This is a genomic window from Stakelama flava, assembly GCF_019351405.1.
GTDB lineage: Bacteria > Pseudomonadota > Alphaproteobacteria > Sphingomonadales > Sphingomonadaceae > Sphingomonas > Sphingomonas flava_A.
On sequence record NZ_JAHWZX010000002.1, the window covers coordinates 46976 to 63915 of the forward strand.

At 64.9% G+C, this 16940-nt stretch carries 16 protein-coding genes; 1 reads left to right on the forward strand and 15 read right to left on the reverse strand.

The features are described 5' to 3' along the window. Nucleotides 1–24 precede the first annotated feature (24 nt). The 15 genes from murB to KY084_RS02430 all read right to left on the reverse strand — a co-directional run bounded on the left by murB (nt 25) and on the right by KY084_RS02430 (nt 15609). Entirely contained in the window at nt 25–921 is an 897-nt protein-coding gene (gene murB / locus KY084_RS02365) for a UDP-N-acetylmuramate dehydrogenase (protein WP_343227935.1), read from the reverse strand. After that, nucleotides 918–1112: a hypothetical protein gene (locus tag KY084_RS16255; RefSeq protein ID WP_246586813.1), complete on the reverse strand. Its 195-nt coding sequence runs from the start codon at nt 1110–1112 to the stop codon at nt 918–920. The genes murB and KY084_RS16255 overlap by 4 nt, the downstream gene beginning before the upstream one ends. Further along, nucleotides 1109–2542 (reverse strand): UDP-N-acetylmuramate--L-alanine ligase, encoded by a 1434-nt coding sequence (gene murC / locus KY084_RS02370; RefSeq protein ID WP_219236845.1) that lies wholly within the window; start codon nt 2540–2542, stop codon nt 1109–1111. Before murC ends, KY084_RS16255 begins: the two co-directional genes overlap by 4 nt. Next, nucleotides 2539–3675: an undecaprenyldiphospho-muramoylpentapeptide beta-N-acetylglucosaminyltransferase gene (gene murG / locus KY084_RS02375; RefSeq protein WP_219236846.1), complete on the reverse strand. Its 1137-nt coding sequence runs from the start codon at nt 3673–3675 to the stop codon at nt 2539–2541. The genes murC and murG overlap by 4 nt, the downstream gene beginning before the upstream one ends. Then, entirely contained in the window at nt 3675–4904 is a 1230-nt protein-coding gene (locus KY084_RS02380) for an FtsW/RodA/SpoVE family cell cycle protein (protein WP_219236847.1), read from the reverse strand. Before KY084_RS02380 ends, murG begins: the two co-directional genes overlap by 1 nt. Beyond that, nucleotides 4901–6184 carry a UDP-N-acetylmuramoyl-L-alanine--D-glutamate ligase gene (murD, locus tag KY084_RS02385; RefSeq protein WP_219236848.1) on the reverse strand — a complete coding sequence of 428 codons (1284 nt, stop codon included), beginning with the start codon at nt 6182–6184 and terminating at the stop codon, nt 4901–4903. The genes KY084_RS02380 and murD overlap by 4 nt, the downstream gene beginning before the upstream one ends. Beyond that, the gene (mraY, locus tag KY084_RS02390; protein WP_219236849.1) at nt 6181–7251 is read right to left on the reverse strand and encodes a phospho-N-acetylmuramoyl-pentapeptide-transferase; all 1071 of its coding nucleotides are present in this window, start codon (nt 7249–7251) and stop codon (nt 6181–6183) included. The genes murD and mraY overlap by 4 nt, the downstream gene beginning before the upstream one ends. Then, entirely contained in the window at nt 7251–8627 is a 1377-nt protein-coding gene (locus KY084_RS02395; protein ID WP_219236850.1) for a UDP-N-acetylmuramoyl-tripeptide--D-alanyl-D-alanine ligase, read from the reverse strand. Before KY084_RS02395 ends, mraY begins: the two co-directional genes overlap by 1 nt. Before the next feature lie 66 nt (nt 8628–8693). After that, nucleotides 8694–10109, reverse strand: coding sequence for a UDP-N-acetylmuramoyl-L-alanyl-D-glutamate--2,6-diaminopimelate ligase (locus KY084_RS02400; protein WP_219236851.1), 1416 nt, complete (start codon nt 10107–10109; stop codon nt 8694–8696). Beyond that, nucleotides 10106–11824, reverse strand: coding sequence for a peptidoglycan D,D-transpeptidase FtsI family protein (locus KY084_RS02405; RefSeq protein ID WP_219236852.1), 1719 nt, complete (start codon nt 11822–11824; stop codon nt 10106–10108). Before KY084_RS02405 ends, KY084_RS02400 begins: the two co-directional genes overlap by 4 nt. Then, nucleotides 11821–12423, reverse strand: coding sequence for a hypothetical protein (locus KY084_RS02410; RefSeq protein WP_246586814.1), 603 nt, complete (start codon nt 12421–12423; stop codon nt 11821–11823). Before KY084_RS02410 ends, KY084_RS02405 begins: the two co-directional genes overlap by 4 nt. After that, nucleotides 12420–13364 (reverse strand): 16S rRNA (cytosine(1402)-N(4))-methyltransferase RsmH, encoded by a 945-nt coding sequence (gene rsmH / locus KY084_RS02415; protein WP_219237078.1) that lies wholly within the window; start codon nt 13362–13364, stop codon nt 12420–12422. The genes KY084_RS02410 and rsmH overlap by 4 nt, the downstream gene beginning before the upstream one ends. Before the next feature lie 5 nt (nt 13365–13369). Continuing rightward, nucleotides 13370–13876, reverse strand: a complete 507-nt coding sequence (locus KY084_RS02420; RefSeq protein WP_219236853.1) for a division/cell wall cluster transcriptional repressor MraZ — start codon at nt 13874–13876, stop codon at nt 13370–13372. 337 nt (nt 13877–14213) lie between these two features. Continuing rightward, complete coding sequence (locus KY084_RS02425; protein ID WP_219236854.1) at nt 14214–14558, reverse strand: hypothetical protein; 345 nt, start codon at nt 14556–14558, stop codon at nt 14214–14216. Nucleotides 14559–14616: 58 nt separating this feature from the next. Further along, a complete protein-coding gene (locus KY084_RS02430) occupies nt 14617–15609 on the reverse strand; it encodes a cysteine synthase A (protein WP_219237080.1) in 993 nt (330 codons plus the stop codon). 403 nt (nt 15610–16012) lie between these two features. On the opposite strand from KY084_RS02430, the gene KY084_RS02435 reads away from it, so the two are divergent. After that, nucleotides 16013–16915 (forward strand): OmpA family protein, encoded by a 903-nt coding sequence (locus tag KY084_RS02435; protein WP_219236855.1) that lies wholly within the window; start codon nt 16013–16015, stop codon nt 16913–16915. Nucleotides 16916–16940: the final 25 nt, after the last annotated feature.

Genomic DNA, 16940 nt, shown 5'->3' on the forward strand with positions numbered 1-16940 from the left:
CCAACCGCGCAGATAGAAGCCCGCTCATCGAGCATCCCCCACGCGGCGAATTTCCCATTCAAGCGTGATGCCGCTTTTCGCCTTTACCCGGTCGCGCACTTCTTCGCCCAGCGCTTCGATGTCGCCGCTTGTCGCGTCGCCCAGGTTCAACAGGAAGTTGCAGTGCTTTTCGCTGACCTGCGCGTCGCCCTTGCGTAGCCCGCGACAGCCAGCGGCATCGACCAGCGCCCATGCCTTTTCGCCCGGCGGGTTCTTGAACGTCGATCCACCGGTTTTGGACCGCAGCGGCTGCGCCGCCTCGCGCTCGGCGGTGATCCGGTCCATTTCCGCCTGCACCGCTTCGGGCTGCTTCGCTTCGCCGCGAAAGGTCGCCGCCGTCACGATCGCGCCGTTGGGAAGATCGCTATGGCGATAGGAATAGTTGAGTTCTTCCGTCGCCAGCGTGCGCCGGGTGCCGTCGCGCAGCACGACCTCGCACGATACCAGTATATCGGCTGTTTCGCGGCCATAAGCGCCGCCGTTCATCCGCACGAACCCGCCGACCGTGCCGGGAATCGAACGCAGGAATTCCAGCCCGCCAATCCCCACATTGCGCGCGCTGGACGATGCGAGAATGCCCGACGTGCCGCCGCCGCAGCGAAGCGTGACCGCGTCAATCGTCTCGACCTTCGCAAAGGGCTTGCCCAGCCGCACCACCACGCCGCGCACGCCGCCGTCACGCACGATCAGGTTCGACCCCAGCCCCAGCACCATAACCGGGATCGCCGGGTCGAGTGCGGCAAGGAAATCGGCCAGATCATCGCTGTCCGCCGGTTCGAACAATATGTCGGCGCTGCCGCCCGATTTGAACCAGACGAGCGGTGCCAGCGGTGCGTCGCGGGTCAGTCGCCCACGCGTATCGGGAATGGTCGCAACGCTCACCCGCCGCCCCACAGCTTCGACCAGCGCTGCCACAAGCGCAGATTGGCCTCGCCCGCCGCGATGCCAGCGCGCTGCAGTTCGGTAATGTCCTTGCTCATGTCGATCAAAGTGCGCGCCGCGTCCATCTGCGCCTTTTGCGCGCGAACGATCTCGCGCTGCATCGCCACTGCCGTGCTGAACCAATCGCTCATTGCGCCGCCTCCGCCAACTGCCCGCGAACCGCATCGGCCAAACCGGCCGCCCATCGCGTGATATCGCCTGCGCCAAGGCACACAATCTGGTCGCCCGGCGCGATCATCCGCGCCAGCGTCGCGGCGAGATCGTCCGGCCCCTCCACACTGGCCACCGACCGGTGACCGCGCCATTTGATGCCGTTGACCAGCGCGGTCGCGTCGATTCCGTCAACCGGCAATTCGCCAGCGGCATAAACCGGCGTCACCAGCACCGCATCGGCATCGTTGAACGCCTGTTGAAACTCGTCCATCAGATCGCCGAGCCGCGAATAGCGGTGCGGCTGCATCACCGCGATCACCCGGTTCGCCGCGCTTTCGCGTGCCGCCGACAGAACCGCGCGGATTTCGACCGGGTGGTGGCCATAATCGTCGATGACGGTGACCGGCCGATCGCCGCCAAGGTCGATCTCGCCCACCTTGGTAAAGCGCCGCTTTACCCCGCCGAATTTGGAAAACCCGTCGCGCAGCGTCGCATCGTCGATGCCCAGTTCCAGCGCGACCCCGACCGCGGCGAGCGCGTTCTGGACATTGTGGCGACCGGGCATGGGCAGGTCGATGCCCTCGATCGTGCGAAGCTGCCCATCGCGTGAGCGCACCACCGCATCGAACCGGTTGCCGCCCGGATAGGGGGTGACATTGGTCCCACGAACATCGGCCTGGCCCGCAAAGCCATAGGTGACGATCCGCCGGTCGCGCACCCGCGGAATGATCGCCTGCACCTCCGGATGGTCGAGGCACAGCAATGCCGCGCCGTAAAAGGGCACATTTTCGACAAATTCGATGAACGCGTCCTTCACCCGGTCGAACGATCCGTAATGGTCGAGATGTTCGGGATCGATATTGGTGACGACCGCGATCGTCCCGTCAAGGCGAAGGAAGCTGCCATCGCTTTCATCCGCCTCGACCACCATCCAGTCGCTCGCGCCCAGCCGCGCGTTCGATCCATAGCTGTTGATGATGCCGCCGTTGATGACGGTTGGGTCCACCCCGCCATGGTCGAGCAGCGCGGCAACCATGCTGGTCGTCGTCGTCTTGCCATGTGTGCCCGCCACCGCGACAGTGGATTTCAGGCGCATCAGTTCGGCGAGCATTTCGGCGCGGCGCACCACCGGCACGCGGTTTTCCAGCGCGGCCTCCACCTCTGGATTGCCGCGTTTGATCGCGGTGGAGATGACCACCACCGCCACGCCATCGATATTTTCCGCGCACTGGCCGATATGCACCGGGATGCCTTTGTCGCGCAGCGCGTCGACGACATGGCTGTCGGCGATGTCCGATCCCTGAACGCTATAGCCCAGATTGTGCATCACCTCCGCAATACCCGACATGCCGATGCCGCCGATGCCGACGAAATGGATCGTCCCGATATCGGTTGCGACCCCTTTCATCGCGCGTGCTCCCCGCGTTCGGGTGCATCGGCATGACCGCGCTCAACGGTAGCGATCAGATCGGCAAGGTCGCGCACCGCATCGGGCCTGCCGCAACCCCGCGCGCGAAGCGCCGCATTTTCCAGCCCTCTGGTGTCGAGGCCAAGCCGCTGCATCTGCTTGGCAAGTTCGCTCGGGGTGAAATTCTTCTGAACGATGGTGCGCGCGCCGCCCGCCTCGGTAATCTCCTTGGCGTTCGCACTCTGGTGATCGTCCATCGCGCTGGGCAGCGGCACCAGGATCGCCGGACGTCCGGCGGCGGTCAGTTCGGCGATGGTCGATGCCCCGGCGCGCGCGATGACGATATGCGCCCAGGCCAGCTTTTCGGGCATGTCGGGAAGGTAGGTCGCGATTTCGGCCGGGATCTTGTGCTCGGCATATTTGGCGCGCACCCGGTCGATATCCTCGATCCGCGCCTGATGCGTCACCTGCATCCGGCGGCGGAAATGGATGGGCAGCATGGCCAGCCCGTCGGGAACGACCTGCGAAAGGATGCTCGCCCCCTGGCTGCCGCCCGTCACCAGCACGCGAAAGATGCCGTTTTCGTCCAGCATCGGATAGGGCCGGTGGCGAAGCACCAGCACTTCGGCGCGGACCGGATTGCCGACCAGATGCGTCTTGCGCCGGTATTTGCTGTCGAGCCGTTCGACCCCGGCATAGGCGGTGGCGATGGCATCGACCTTGCCCGCGACCATGCGGTTGACGCGGCCGAGCACGGCATTCTGTTCGTGGATGACCGTCGGCACCCCTTGTTTGAATGCGGCAAGCAAGGCGGGGAGCGCGGGATAACCGCCAAAGCCGATCACGGCATCAGGATCGAAGCTTTTATACAATTCGCCCGCCATTCGCCGGCCGCGCCACATTTGGCTCGCCGCTTTCACCCAGTTGAGCGGATTCTTTCCGCTGAACCGCCCGACGGGAAGGACATGTGTCTGGATATCTTCGAACAGGCCGGGAAAGCGCACCCCGCGTTCGTCGCTGACCAGCGCGACACGGTGGCCGCGTTTCGTCAGTTCCGCTGCAAGCGCCGCGGCAGGCACCATGTGCCCGCCGGTGCCGCCCGCCGCCAGTACATATCGTTTCGCTTCGCGCATCAACCACTCCATCCGGTGCCGTAGGACGTACGGGCCAGATACGGATTTCTGCGCGTAAAAGCGAGCAGCAGTCCCATGCCGAGCGAAAGCGCGATCATCGACGATCCGCCATAGCTGATGAACGGCAGAGTCATGCCCTTTGACGGGGCGAGGCCGGTATTCACCGCCATGTTGATCATCGCCTGAACGCCGAATTGCGACACCAGCCCGGCGGCGGCAAGCACGCGAAAGGCATCGTCCTCTTCAAGCAGCTTCACCATCACGCGCACGATGATCGCCATGAACAGCAGCGTGATGATGGCGCATGCGATCAGGCCGAATTCCTCGCCCACCACAGCATAGATGTAATCGGTATGCGCTTCAGGAAGACGGAATTTCACCGTGCCCGCCCCCGGCCCCCGCCCGGTAATCCCGCCGGCGGTCAGTACCGCATGCGCCATGTCGGTCTGATAGGTATCGGCCGCGCCCGCCGCGGCATCGCCGAACAGGAAGCTGTCAATACGCGCCCGCGCAGTGCCGTAGAACATATAGGCCGATACCACCCCGCCGATGCCGAGCGCGCCCAGGGCACCCATCATGCGCGGTGAAATCCCGGCGACCAGCAGCAGGATAAGCCAGACCGAACCGAACACGATCGTCTGGCCGAAATCGGGCTGCAGCATCAGCAGGAACACGATCAGGCCGGTCAGCGCGGCGGTGATCGGCATCACCGGCAGCTTTTCATCCTGCGCGCGGAACGATAATATCCAGGCGGTCGTCACGATGAAGCACGGTTTCAGGAATTCGGACGGCTGGAACTGCGCAAAACCGTATCCGATCCAGCGCCGCGCGCCATTGGCATCGACCCCGACCAGCGGCACCGCCGCCAGACACAGCAGAAAGGCAAGGCTGCCCAGCAGCGCCATGCGCCGCGCGACATTCACTGGCAGCATCGACACGCCCAGCAGCACGGGAATCGACATCCCGACCCAGCCGAGCTGACGCCAGAAATAATACATTGCGGGCACCTGCCGCGTACTGTCCGAATAGCGTTCGGCCGATGCCGGCGATGCCGCCGCCACCGCGACCAGCCCGACCGCGATCAGGATCAGCGCGAGCAGCAGCAGCACCCGGTCGATGTCGCGGAACCATACGCCCAGCGGCGAATGGCTCGCCCGGCCAAGCTGCTGCTCGACCCGCGCCTTCACGCCCACCGCGCCGATCCCGTTGCCGCGCCACACATCGGTCATGCCAGTTCCTCCACCCGCGCCCGGAACGCCTGTCCCCGCGCCTCGAAATCGCGAAATTGGTCGAAAGATGCGCAGGCGGGCGACAACAGCACCACCTCGCCCTCCTTCGCATTGGCCGCCGCCGCGACGACCGCGCGTTCCAGCGTGCCGCACCGATCGACGGGCATTTCCGGGGTCAGCAGATCGGCGAACATCGCGCCCGCCTCCCCGATCGTATAGGCGCAGCGGACATGGCCGAAATAGGGGCGGCACGCATCGAGATCACCCGCCTTCGCCTGCCCGCCCACGATCCAGTGCACCGCGTCGAACGCGGCGAGCGCGGGCGCGGCGGAGGCCGGGTTTGTCGCCTTGCTGTCGTTGATATACGCCACGCCGCGCAGTTCGCGCACCCGCTCCATGCGGTGCGACAGTCCCGCGAACGTCTCCAGAGCGCGATCGATCGCTGCGTCATCAATGCCCAGCGCCCTGCACGCCTCGATCGCGGCGAGCGCGTTCTGGGCATTGTGCGGTCCCTGAAGCGCGGGCCAGCGCGACTGGTCCATGCAGATGCCGGGTGCGATCTTCGTCAACGCCTCACCGCGCGCCGAAAGCGATCGCGCGATTTCATAGGACGGCGTGTCCGAAATGCCGATGATCGCGCGATGCTCCGCCGATTGCATCGCGAACAGGCGCGCCTTCGACGCGGCATAGGCGTCGAACCCGTCATAGCGATCGAGATGGTCGGGCGTGAGGTTGAGCAGCACCGCGACATCGCAGTCGAGGCTTTGGGTAAGGTCGATCTGATAGCTCGACAGTTCGAGAACATAGACTCCGCCTTCGGGCAGCGGATCGGCGGACAGGATCGGTAACCCGATATTGCCGCCCAGCCGAGCGGGCAGCCCCGCCGTCTCGCAGATATGGTGGATCAACGCGGTGGTCGTCGATTTGCCGTTGGTGCCGGTAATGCCGACGACCCGGTGCGGCGGCAGGTTCGCGCGCGCCTGCGCGAACAATTCGATGTCGCCGATCACCGGCACGCCCGCCTCGCGCGTATGGGCGGCGATCGGATGGCGGTTGATCGGCACGCCCGGCGATACGACTACGCCCGCAAAACCGGCCAGATCGATGTCCAGCGGATCGGCCAGCGCAGCGCCCGTCACCTGTTCGCGCGCCGCTTCGTTCACATCCCATGCCGTCACTTCCGCCCCGCTTCCCACCAGCGCGCGAACGGTCGCCGCGCCCGACCGGGCAAGGCCGAGAACCGCAAAGCGTTCGCCGCGCCAGGCAGGGCTGGTGATCACCGTAGCTTCAGCGTCGAAAGGCCGATCAGCGCCAGCACCAGCGCGATGATCCAGAAACGGATGACGACCGTCGGTTCGGACCAGCCGAGCTGTTCGAAATGATGATGGATCGGCGCCATGCGAAACACGCGCTTTCCGGTCCGCTTATAGAAGAAGACCTGGATGATGACGCTCATCGCCTCGACCACGAACAGGCCGCCGATGATGCCCAGCACGATTTCGTGATGCGCGACCACCGCGATCGCCCCCAATGCGCCGCCCAGCGCCAGGCTGCCCGTATCGCCCATAAATACCGCGGCGGGTGGCGCGTTGAACCACAGAAAGGCAAGCCCCGCGCCGATCATCGCGCCGCAGAAAATGGCGAGATCGCCCGCACCCGGCACATGCGGAATGCCCAGATATTCGGCGAATTTCACGTTACCCGCCAGATAGGTGATGATCATGAACGCAACCGCCGCGATGATCACCGGCATGGTGGCAAGCCCGTCCAGCCCGTCGGTCAGGTTCACCGCATTGCCGAACGCGACGATCGTGAACGCGGCAAAGGCGATATAGAACCAGCCGAGATCGATCGACACGCCCGATACGAACGGCAGATAAAGGTGCGTTCCCGTCTGCTGGATAATGATCCAGCTCGCTATTCCGGCGATCACGAATTCCCCGGCCAGCCGCATCTTTCCCGATACGCCCGCCGTGCTCGCCTTTCGCACCTTGTCGTAATCGTCGAGAAAGCCGATCGAGCCGAAGCCCAGCGTCACGAACAGGCACGCCCAGACGAACGGGCTGGTCAGATCCATCCACAGGATGATGCTGATCGTCATCGCGGTAAGGATCATCAGCCCGCCCATGGTCGGCGTGCCGCGCTTGGCAAGGTGCGATTGCGGGCCGTCATCGCGGATCGGCTGCCCCTTGCCCTGGCGCACGCGCAGCCAGCCGATGAAGCGCGGACCGATGATCAGGCCGAGGACCAGCGCCGTGCCCACGGCGCCGCCGGTGCGGAAGCTGAGATACCGGAAAAGATTCAGAATGCCGGGAAACCCCAGATATTCCGCGATCAGATAAAGCATTATCCCTTTCCTGCCAGGGCCGAAACCACGGCAGCCAGCCCAACGCCGTTCGAACCTTTGATGAGGACCGCGTCGCCCGGCGCCAGTTCGTTCAACAAACTGTCGCGCGCGGCGGCGGCGTCGGGCACATGGACGAAATCGACCCTGCCCTCAAGCGCATTTGCCAGCGCCTTCATCTCCTCGCCCACCAATATGGCCCGGTTTATGCCCGCTTCGCCGACAGGCCCGGCAAGCGCGGCGTGATAGGCGGCGCTGTCCTCACCCAGTTCGCGCATATCGCCCAGCACCGCGAGCTTGCGTTCGGCGCTCTGCGCACCCAGCACGGCCAGCGTTGCGCGCATCGAAGAGGGGTTGGCGTTATAGCTTTCGTCAATCACCAGCGCTTCGCCGCCGCCCACCCGCGTGGTGAAGCGCGCGCCGCGTCCGGCAAGACCGGCAAGATCGGCAAGCGCAAGGCCGGCTACGGCAAGATCGCCGCCCACCGCCTGCACCGCCGCCAGTACGGCGAGCGAATTCGAAACCCAGTGATCGCCCGGTTGCGAAATGGTGTAGCTCACTTCGCTATTGCCAAGCCGCGCGGTGACGAACGTCCCACCGGTCAGCGTGCGCATCCGTTCCAGCGGGCGGACATCCGCACCCTCGCCCAGTCCGAAGGTCACGATATGCTCCGCATGGGGCTTTGCGGCCGCGATCAGCCGGTCGCGATGCGGGCTGTCATAGGGTATGATTGCCGTTCCGCCGGAGCGAAGCCCGACGAAAATCTCTCCCTTCGCATCCGCGATCGCGCTTTCGTCGCGGAAAAATGCGGTATGGGCGGGCGCGATCGCGGTAACGATAGCGACATGCGGGCGGACCAGCTTCGTCAGTTCGGTCAGCTCTCCGGCATGGTTCATGCCCATTTCGAATATGCCGAAGCGCGTACCGCGCGGCATCCGCGCCAGACTGAGCGGAACACCGGTATGGTTGTTGTAGCTTTTGACCGAGCGGTGCGCGCATCCGGGGTCCATGCGGTCGAGCGCGGCGAACAGCGCTTCCTTCGTTCCCGTTTTGCCGACCGACCCGGTAACGCCGATCACCTTTCCCGCCATCCGCTCGCGCGCCGCCGAACCGAGCGCGTCCAGCGCGATGGTGGTGTTTGCCACGCGGACGTGCGGATATTCGCACCCCGCCGAAACGATTGCACCCGCAGCGCCCTGCCCGAACGCCTGATTGAGGAAGCGATGCCCGTCGGTCATTTCGCCCGACAGCGCGACGAACAGATCGCCCGGCCCAATCTCCCGACTGTCGAACGCGACGCCGGAGGCCGTGAAGTCGGCGGAAGCGGTGCCGTTCGTGGCGGAAGCGATTTCGGCGGCGGTCCAGAGCGGTTCAGCCATCACCACGCTCCCGCTGCATAAGACAGCATATTCCCGCTCCCGAACCGCTCAGCTTGCAGCGCGCGTTCACGACGCCACCTCGCGCGCGACGGTGACATCGTCGAACGGCAGCACCATGTCGCCGACAATCTGTCCCTGCTCATGCCCCTTGCCCGCGATCAGTACGATGTCCTGCGCCTCCGCTTCGGCGATGGCGGCGGCGATCGCGTCCCGCCGCCCTTCGACCTCACTTGCCCCGCGTGCACCTTTCAGGATCATCCGCCGGATTTCCGCCGGGTTCTCGCCGCGCGGATTGTCGTCGGTGACGATGATGCTGTCGGCATGTTGCGCCGCGACCTGCCCCATCGGCTCGCGCTTGCCGGTATCGCGGTCGCCGCCCGCGCCGAACACCACGATCAACCGTCCCGCCGCGTGCGGTTTCAGCGCCAGCATCGCGGCTTCCAGCGCGTCGGCGGTATGGGCATAGTCGATATAGACCGGCGCGCCCTGTTTCGTGATGACCGCGCGTTCCAGCCGCCCGCGAACCGGCTGAAGCCGCGCCAGATTGGCAAGCGTCGTCGCAACATCGCCACCGGTCGCAATCACCAATCCCGCCGCGATCAGCGCGTTCGCCGCCTGATACGCCCCGATCAGCGGCAGGGTGACGCGATGTTCGCGCCCCTCCGCCTCGATCACCAACCCCTGGCCGAGCAGGGTAGGATCGCGCGATACCAGACGCAGCGTATCGCCGTGCGTGCCGACGCTGACCAGCCGGTTGCCGCGCGCGCGCGCCAGATCGATCACCCGGTCCGACTGCGGATCATCGACCCAAACCACCGCCGTCCCTTCGGGCGAAAGCACTTCGGAAAACAGGCGCAGCTTGGCGGTGAAATACGCGGCCATGTCGCCGTGATAGTCGAGATGGTCGCGGCCCAGATTGGTAAACGCCGCCGCGCGAACCGGCACGCCTTCGGTGCGGTATTGCGATAGGCCGTGGCTCGACGCCTCGAACGCCAGATGGGTGACGCCCTCGCGCGCCAGTCCGGCGACGTTCGACAGGAAAGTGACGACGTCCGGCGTGGTCAGACCAGTGCGTGCATTGTCGCTGTCGGTGTTGACGCCCAGCGTGCCGATCGATGCGGCATGGTCGCCCGCCATGCGCCATAGCTGGCGCGTCATTTCCACCGTCGACGTCTTCCCGTTGGTTCCCGTCACCGCGACATTGGTTGCCGGAAAGGGCGCGAAGAATTGCGCGGCGAGGTTCGCGAAGCGTTCGCGCGGACGCTTGTCGGCGATATGCGCCGCACCCTCCACCCGCGCGCCAGGCCGCGCGACCACCGCGATCGCGCCGCTCGCCACCGCAGCGTCGATGAAATCCTCCCCGTTCACGCGCGCGCCTTCAAACGCGCCGAAGACGGTGCCGGGCGCGACCTTGCGATGGTCGATCGCGAACCCGGTAACGGTTTCGGCCTCGCCGCCGCCGGTAATAATTCCCAGTTTCATTGCGCGGCAGCCACCTCCTTCTCGCCCGGCGGATGCCACAGCAGCGGCGTGATGTCGGATACATCGATGTCGCGATGCTCGTCGGGCCGCACGCCCAGGATCGGCCCGGCGCGCTGGATGACGTTTTTCACCACCGGCGCGGCGGTCCATGCCGCGGTCGTGAAGCCATAGGTCTCCTTCGTCCCCACCGGCGAATCGAGCGTCGCGATCACCACATAGCGCGGATTGTCCATCGGGAAGGCGGCGGCGAAAGTGGACACGTTCTTGTGCCGCGAATAGCCGCCTCCGCGAGACACTTCGGCCGTCCCCGTCTTACCGCCGACGCGATATCCCGGCGCGGCGCCCTTGCGTCCCGTCCCGTCGAGCACCACCAGTCGCAAAAGCTGGCACAAGCGCGCGCTGGTCGCCGCCGAAAACACGCGCTTGCCCGGAACCTGACGCCCCGGCGCGACCTTCATCAGCGTTGCATGGCGAAGGATGCCGCCATTGACCAGCGCGGCATAGGCGGTGGCAAGGTGCAGCGGCGTCACCGCGATGCCATGGCCATAAGCGGTGGTCATCGTGGTCGTGCGCCCCCAATATCCTGGCCATAGCGGCGACATCTTTTCCTTGATCTCGACATGGCTTGGCTCGTCGAAATCCAGCTTGTGGAACAGATCCTTCATCATCTGTTGGCCCATCAGGTCGGCGATCCGCGCGGTCGCGATATTGGATGAATAGATCAGCGTTTCGGGGATGTTCAGCCAGCGTTCCTGTTCATCGCCCGGATCGTCATGGATGGTGAAGCGGCCGACCTTCAGCGGCTTGGTCGCATCGAACCGGCGCGCCATCGACGTCACCGTGCCGCTGTCGATCGCCTGCGCCATCGCCAGCGGCTTGAACGTCGACCCCAGCTCATACCGCGCCTGAGTCACATTGTTGTGCAATTCGTCCTGGGTCGCATGACGGATATTGTTAGGATTGAACGTCGGCAACGACGCCATGGCGAGCAGCTCACCGGTGCGCACGTCCATCACGATGCCGGCCGCGCCCTTTGCCTGAAACGTAGCCATTGCCTGGCTCAGTTCGCTTTCCATCGCCGCTTGCACGCGAATGTCGATCGACATCTGCACCGGCTTCGCGCGCTCGGCCGGATCGGTCAGTCGGCTGTCCAGTTCGCGCTCGATCCCGCGCATGCCGTGCCCGTCGAACCCGACAAAGCCAAGCGCATGCGCAGCAAGCGTGGTTTGCGGGTACAGGCGTTCGGGTTCGCGGGCGAACGCGATGCCCGGTTCGCCCAGCGCGTTCACCTTCTCCACCGTTTCGGGCAGCGCGCGCCGTTCCAGATAAGTGAAGGCAACATCCATGTTCAGCTTGCGCCAGTAATAGGCCGCATCATGTTCGGGCAGCGCGGTGGCCAGGCTTTGCGCCAGTTCGCGCTTGTCGCCGATAACCTTGCGCGGATGGACGCCGATCGACCAGCCGTCGATGGTGCGCGCAAGCGGTGCGCCGTTACGATCGACAATGTCCCCGCGCGACGGCACGAAGCCGCTACGCACCGCCCCCGCCGTTTCGGGCGTGGTGGAAAGCGCAAGCTGACCCAGCCGCGCGATGATCAAGGCCCCGCCCGCCAGGAACAGCAGCATCAGGATCATCAGACGCAGATGCGCGGCGGCCACCAGCGGCTGACGGCCGCCGGTGGCGCGATCACCGGGCTGGGCGACGACGACGATCAACGGGGCCGGGCCTCCGCTTTCGCGCCGCGCATCAGTTCGCCCAGCGTCGAATCGCTGAGCAGCCGTTCATCGAGCATCGCGACGGTACGCGCCTTGCTGTCGGACAGCGAAGCGGTGGCGACCGGCGCTGCGCGGGTCGGCGTCGTGATGCGCTGCGGCGTTTCGCGCGGCGCTTCCCCGGCCTCTGGCGCTTTCACCTCAAGCGCCGATTGCGGCGCTGCATCGGGCGTGCCGGGGCCGTCGGTCAGCACCGGCGCGTGCGGCACCACCAGCGAGGCATAGGCGACCGGCGCATCGGGCTGCCCGCCGTCCAGTTCGGCGACACCCTGCGCACCCGAATCGAGAAACTGATCGGGACGCGGCGCGGACAGTGCGAGAAGGTCGCCGTTCCAGCGTTCGAGCTGCGCCATGTTCGCGCGAGTCTTTATCTCGGTATCCAGGTCGCGAATGTCCTTGTGCGCGTCGACGATCGCGCGTTCGACGGATTCGACGCGGGCGCGTTCCGCCGCCACCTGCGAGGTCACCAGATAGCATCCCGGCGCGACGATCGCGACGCACAGAAACCATCCGAATCCCTTGAATCCAAAGGCAGCCATCATTCTCCTCCACTGGTCCATGGCGCGGCCGCGGTACGGCGCGCCACGCGCAACGTCGCCGAACGCGCGCGCGGATTGCGTGCCAGTTCGGCCTCGCCGGGGCGCACCGCGCGCGCCGGCGTTTCAAAAGTCGGATCGGCGGCCCGTTCGACCACCGGCATGTGCCGCGACCCGCCCGGCGTTGCGCCGCTGCGTTCGCGGAAGAACCGCTTCACCAGGCGGTCCTCCAGGCTGTGGAACGTCACCACCGCCAGCCGTCCGCCCGGTTTCAGCACCCGTTCCGCCGCGGCCAGCCCGTCGACCAGCTCGTCGAGTTCGCGGTTCAGGTGGATACGAATGGCCTGAAAGGTGCGCGTCGCCGGATCCTTCTTCTCGTGCGGGCGGTGATTTAACGCTTTCCTAACCACGTTCGCGAGTTCGGTAGTCCCCTTAAGGGGTCTTGCAGTAACGATGGCCTTCGCCACGCGGCGCGAACGCGGCTCCTCGCCATAGCGATACAGCACGTCGGCGATTTCCTCTTCACCCGCGGTGTTGACGAAATCCTCCGCGCTCTCGCCCGACCGGCTCATCCGCATGTCGAGCGGCCCGTCCGCCTGGAACGAAAAGCCGCGCTCCGCCTGATCGAGCTGCATCGAGGACACGCCGATATCCATCGTCACGCCATCGACGGGAAGTGCGCCCAGCCGGGAAAGCTCCGCTTCCATCGCGGAAAAGGGCGCTTCGACAAGGCGCAACCGCCCGTCATTCGCGGCGACGAGGGACTGGCCGCCCCCGATCGCGTCCGGATCGCGATCAAAGGCGACCACCTCGGCTCCCCGCTCGAGGATCGCTTCGGTGTATCCGCCCGCGCCGAAGGTCGCATCGACATGCCGCTCGCCCGGGTGAATGGCGAGCGCCGCGACGACTTCGTCCAGCAGCACGGGTATATGCGGGGCGGCGCGCATCTCGCTCACAGCGCAATCCCCTTCTGGTCAAGCAGATAGCGGCACAGCTTCACCATCATCGGCAGCGCATGATCATAGGAAAGCAGCGTCGCCGGGTCCCAGATTTCGATTTCCTCGCCCGCGCCATAGAACAGGGCATATTTGCCGATATTGGCGTGAAAGCGCGGAAAACCGCCGAGGATGAAGCGGCCCGAACTGTCATACTGGACGTAATCGCCGCCGCCGGCCATCGCGCGAATCTTGTTGTCGGCATCGACGGCACGCTCTTCGGGAAGCTGGGCGGCAAGCTGCTGCGCCTGGCGGATTCGCTGTTCACCGCGCACCTGATCATAGGCGAGCAGGCAGGGGGCACGTTCATGCGCGCTGATCAGGAATTGACGCGCACCCTTCGAACCGGGTTCGGCCGGGCAGTTCATCTCCAGGGTTCCGCGCAGGCTGGACGGCATGGCGACACGACCCTTGTCGTCCACCTGCTGCAAGCCATTGCCGAAATATACACCCCGTTCTGCCACGCCTCATCCTTTTGCGGCGTACGCGATCCCCATTCCGCCAACGACCCCCGCCGCCGACGAACCGCCTTGGTCCGAAAATGGGAATCCACCCTGTCCGCGCATTGTTAACCCAATGGCGTGGGGAGAGCAATGGGTCAGCCGGGGATTTTCGGGTAATCAGCCCCACTTTAGCGGGTGTTCATGGTATGTTCAAGGGCGAAGCCGGGGATACCTGGCGGAATCACGCACATGCCCACGTCTCGCCGTGGGGCGGCGAAACGTGCGAACAAATGACAAAAAAAGAGGAAAGAGGGACCGCGCCCGCCTGCAAACAGCATTAGGACGGAGGGAAATACGCTCAATGAACCTTTGAGCTGTCTTTCTGCTTTTCAGCGGCGATCTGCGCGGCGATCTTGTTCGCGCTCGATTCGACGGTGGTCGCGCTGGGCGCGACGCCAAGTTCGGCAAGCGGCTCGTCAGGCTGCTTTTCCACGACCGGATCGACAGTATTTTCGGGCACCGTCAGGTTGCTCAGCGCATCGGCCTGCGCTGCCGTCAGCGCCGGTCCCGCCGCCTCGTTATTGGCGGAGGCAAAGATCATGCTGCCGACACCGATCATGGCGAGCACGACCGCCAGCCCCGTCACCCCGACACGGACGCGCTGCATCGCTTGCGCGGAATCATGCTCAATTCGCTTCATCACCGTGTCGCCAATCTACGAAGCGCGTACGCGCTTGTCACGCGGGCAAACGCTGGCCGCGCTACCCGCCCGCCAGCGAATCGGGCACGGGCAGCCCCTTCATGCGCAGCCATTCGCGGTTATACAGCGTGGAGAGATACCGAAATCCGGTGTCGCAAAGGATCGTCGCGACGCGGCTTCCCGGCCCCAATTCCCTGGCCAGACGGACAGCGCCGGCGACGTTGATACCCGATGACAGTCCCAGGCACAGCCCTTCTTCGTCAAGCAGGCGGCGGACCCATTCCAGCCCCTCCTCGTCCGAAATGCGATACTGGGTATCGACCGGCGCACCTTCCAGATTGGCGGTGATCCGGCCCTGCCCGATGCCTTCGGCAACCGAGCTTCCTTCCGACTTCAATTCGCCATGCGCGTAATATTCGTACAGCGCCGCACCGTGCGGATCGGACAGCGCGATTTTGATGCGCTCATCCTTTTCCTTCAGGCCCAGCCCAACCCCGGCCAGCGTTCCGCCGGTTCCCACCGCGCAGGTAAAGCCGTCGATCCGACCATCCATCTGATCCCAGATTTCACTCGCGGTGCCGGCGATGTGCGCGCGGCGATTGGCGACATTGTCGAACTGGTTGGCCCAGATCGCGTTTTCGGTCTCCTCGGCGATTCTGCGGCTGGTGTGCACGAAATGCCCCGGATTCGAATAGGGCGCGGCCGGCACCAGCACCAGCTCGGCGCCCAGCGCGCGAAGCGTGTCCATCTTCTCGCGGCTCTGCGTCTCAGGCATGACGATGATCGTCCTGTACCCCTTGGCATTGGCGACCAGCGCAAGCCCGATGCCGGTATTGCCCGCCGTCCCCTCAACGATCGTGCCGCCAGGCTTAATAAGCCCCTTTTGCTCGGCATCCTCGACAATGAACAGCGCCGCGCGGTCCTTCACCGACGCGCCCGGATTGGCGAATTCGCACTTCGCCCAGATTTCGCCGCCACTCTCCGCGCTCGGCCCGTTCAGGCGCACGAGCGGAGTATTGCCGATCAGGGCGAGGCTGTTGCTGGTCACATGCATGGAGGACAGATAGGGTGCGGCCCCCGCCCGCGGCAAGCAATCGCTTTTGCAGCCACGCGAAGAAAGGCTACGCTCCGACCGGCCTTCCCCCTGCCGACCATGCTGATACCGGCCGCCGATACCGGGCGAAGGGCGCGAAATTGGCCGCCCTTCGAATCCCGTCCCCTGTCATCGATGGCCGAATTGCAGGCGCGCCGAAAGCGGGCGCGATAACCACGTCGGCCCGTTCCTGCGATGCAATCAGCATCGGTTCGCCCCGCGATCCGCTCAAATCAGCCGGACAACCATCGCGGGAAACGGGATGTTCATGCCCGCGAAAGGTGGAAAATGCCGGATCGCGGCAGCCGAGCGAAACGATGCGATCCCGCAGGCCCGGCAGATCAATTTTTAAAGGAGTCGCGCAATGAGTGTCATTTCCAAACACCCAACAGCTCTCTTGGCGCTTGCCATGCTTGCCGCCCCGGCAGCACCCGGCTTCGCCCAGGAACTGCCGCAGCCCCCCGAAACCGATAGTCCCATGACCGTATATGGCGAGCATCCTCCCGAAGCGGTCGAGATGACCGAAGGACCCGAGATAGAGGGCATCATTTCCGCGCGTAACGGCGACACAATACAGGTCACAACCGCCAAGGGCACCAACGCGACCATCGCCATCCAGGACGACACCCAGATCAGGGCCAGGGGCGGTTTTCTGGGTCTTGGCCGCAGCACGGTTGCCGCTAATGCGCTGCTCAACGGCCTGCCTGTCAGCGTCGAGACGCTGCAATCGGGCAATACCCTGGTGGCGAGCAAGATCGCCCTGAAGAGCAAGGATCTCAAGACCGCGTCGATGATCCGCAACGGCACGGAACAGCGTTTCGGCGAACAGGGCGCGGCCATCGCCCAGAATACTGCGGATACGAAAGCGCTACGCGGCCATGTCGGCGATATCGACCAGTATAATGTCAAAAGCACGACGAACGTGAATTTCGATACCGGCAAGGCTACTCTGTCCGCCGAGGCGAAGGACGCCCTGTGCGCCACCGCCACCAATGCCGAGGCAATGGACAATGCCTTGCTGCTGGTCGTGGGCTATACCGATTCGACGGGCAGTCAGGAATTCAACCAGCGGCTTAGCGAAAAGCGGGCCGGCAAGGTCGTCAACTATCTTCAGCAGGCCTGCGGTTGGAAACCCTATCGCATGCTGACCCCCACCGGGATGTCCGAAGCGGACCCGGCAGCGAGCAATGATACCGCCTCTGGCAAGGCGCAGAACCGCCGTGTCGCGGTGAATATCCTGGTGAGCAAGGGCATCGACGAATTGTAAGGTGCGCGGGGTGGGGTTTCCCACC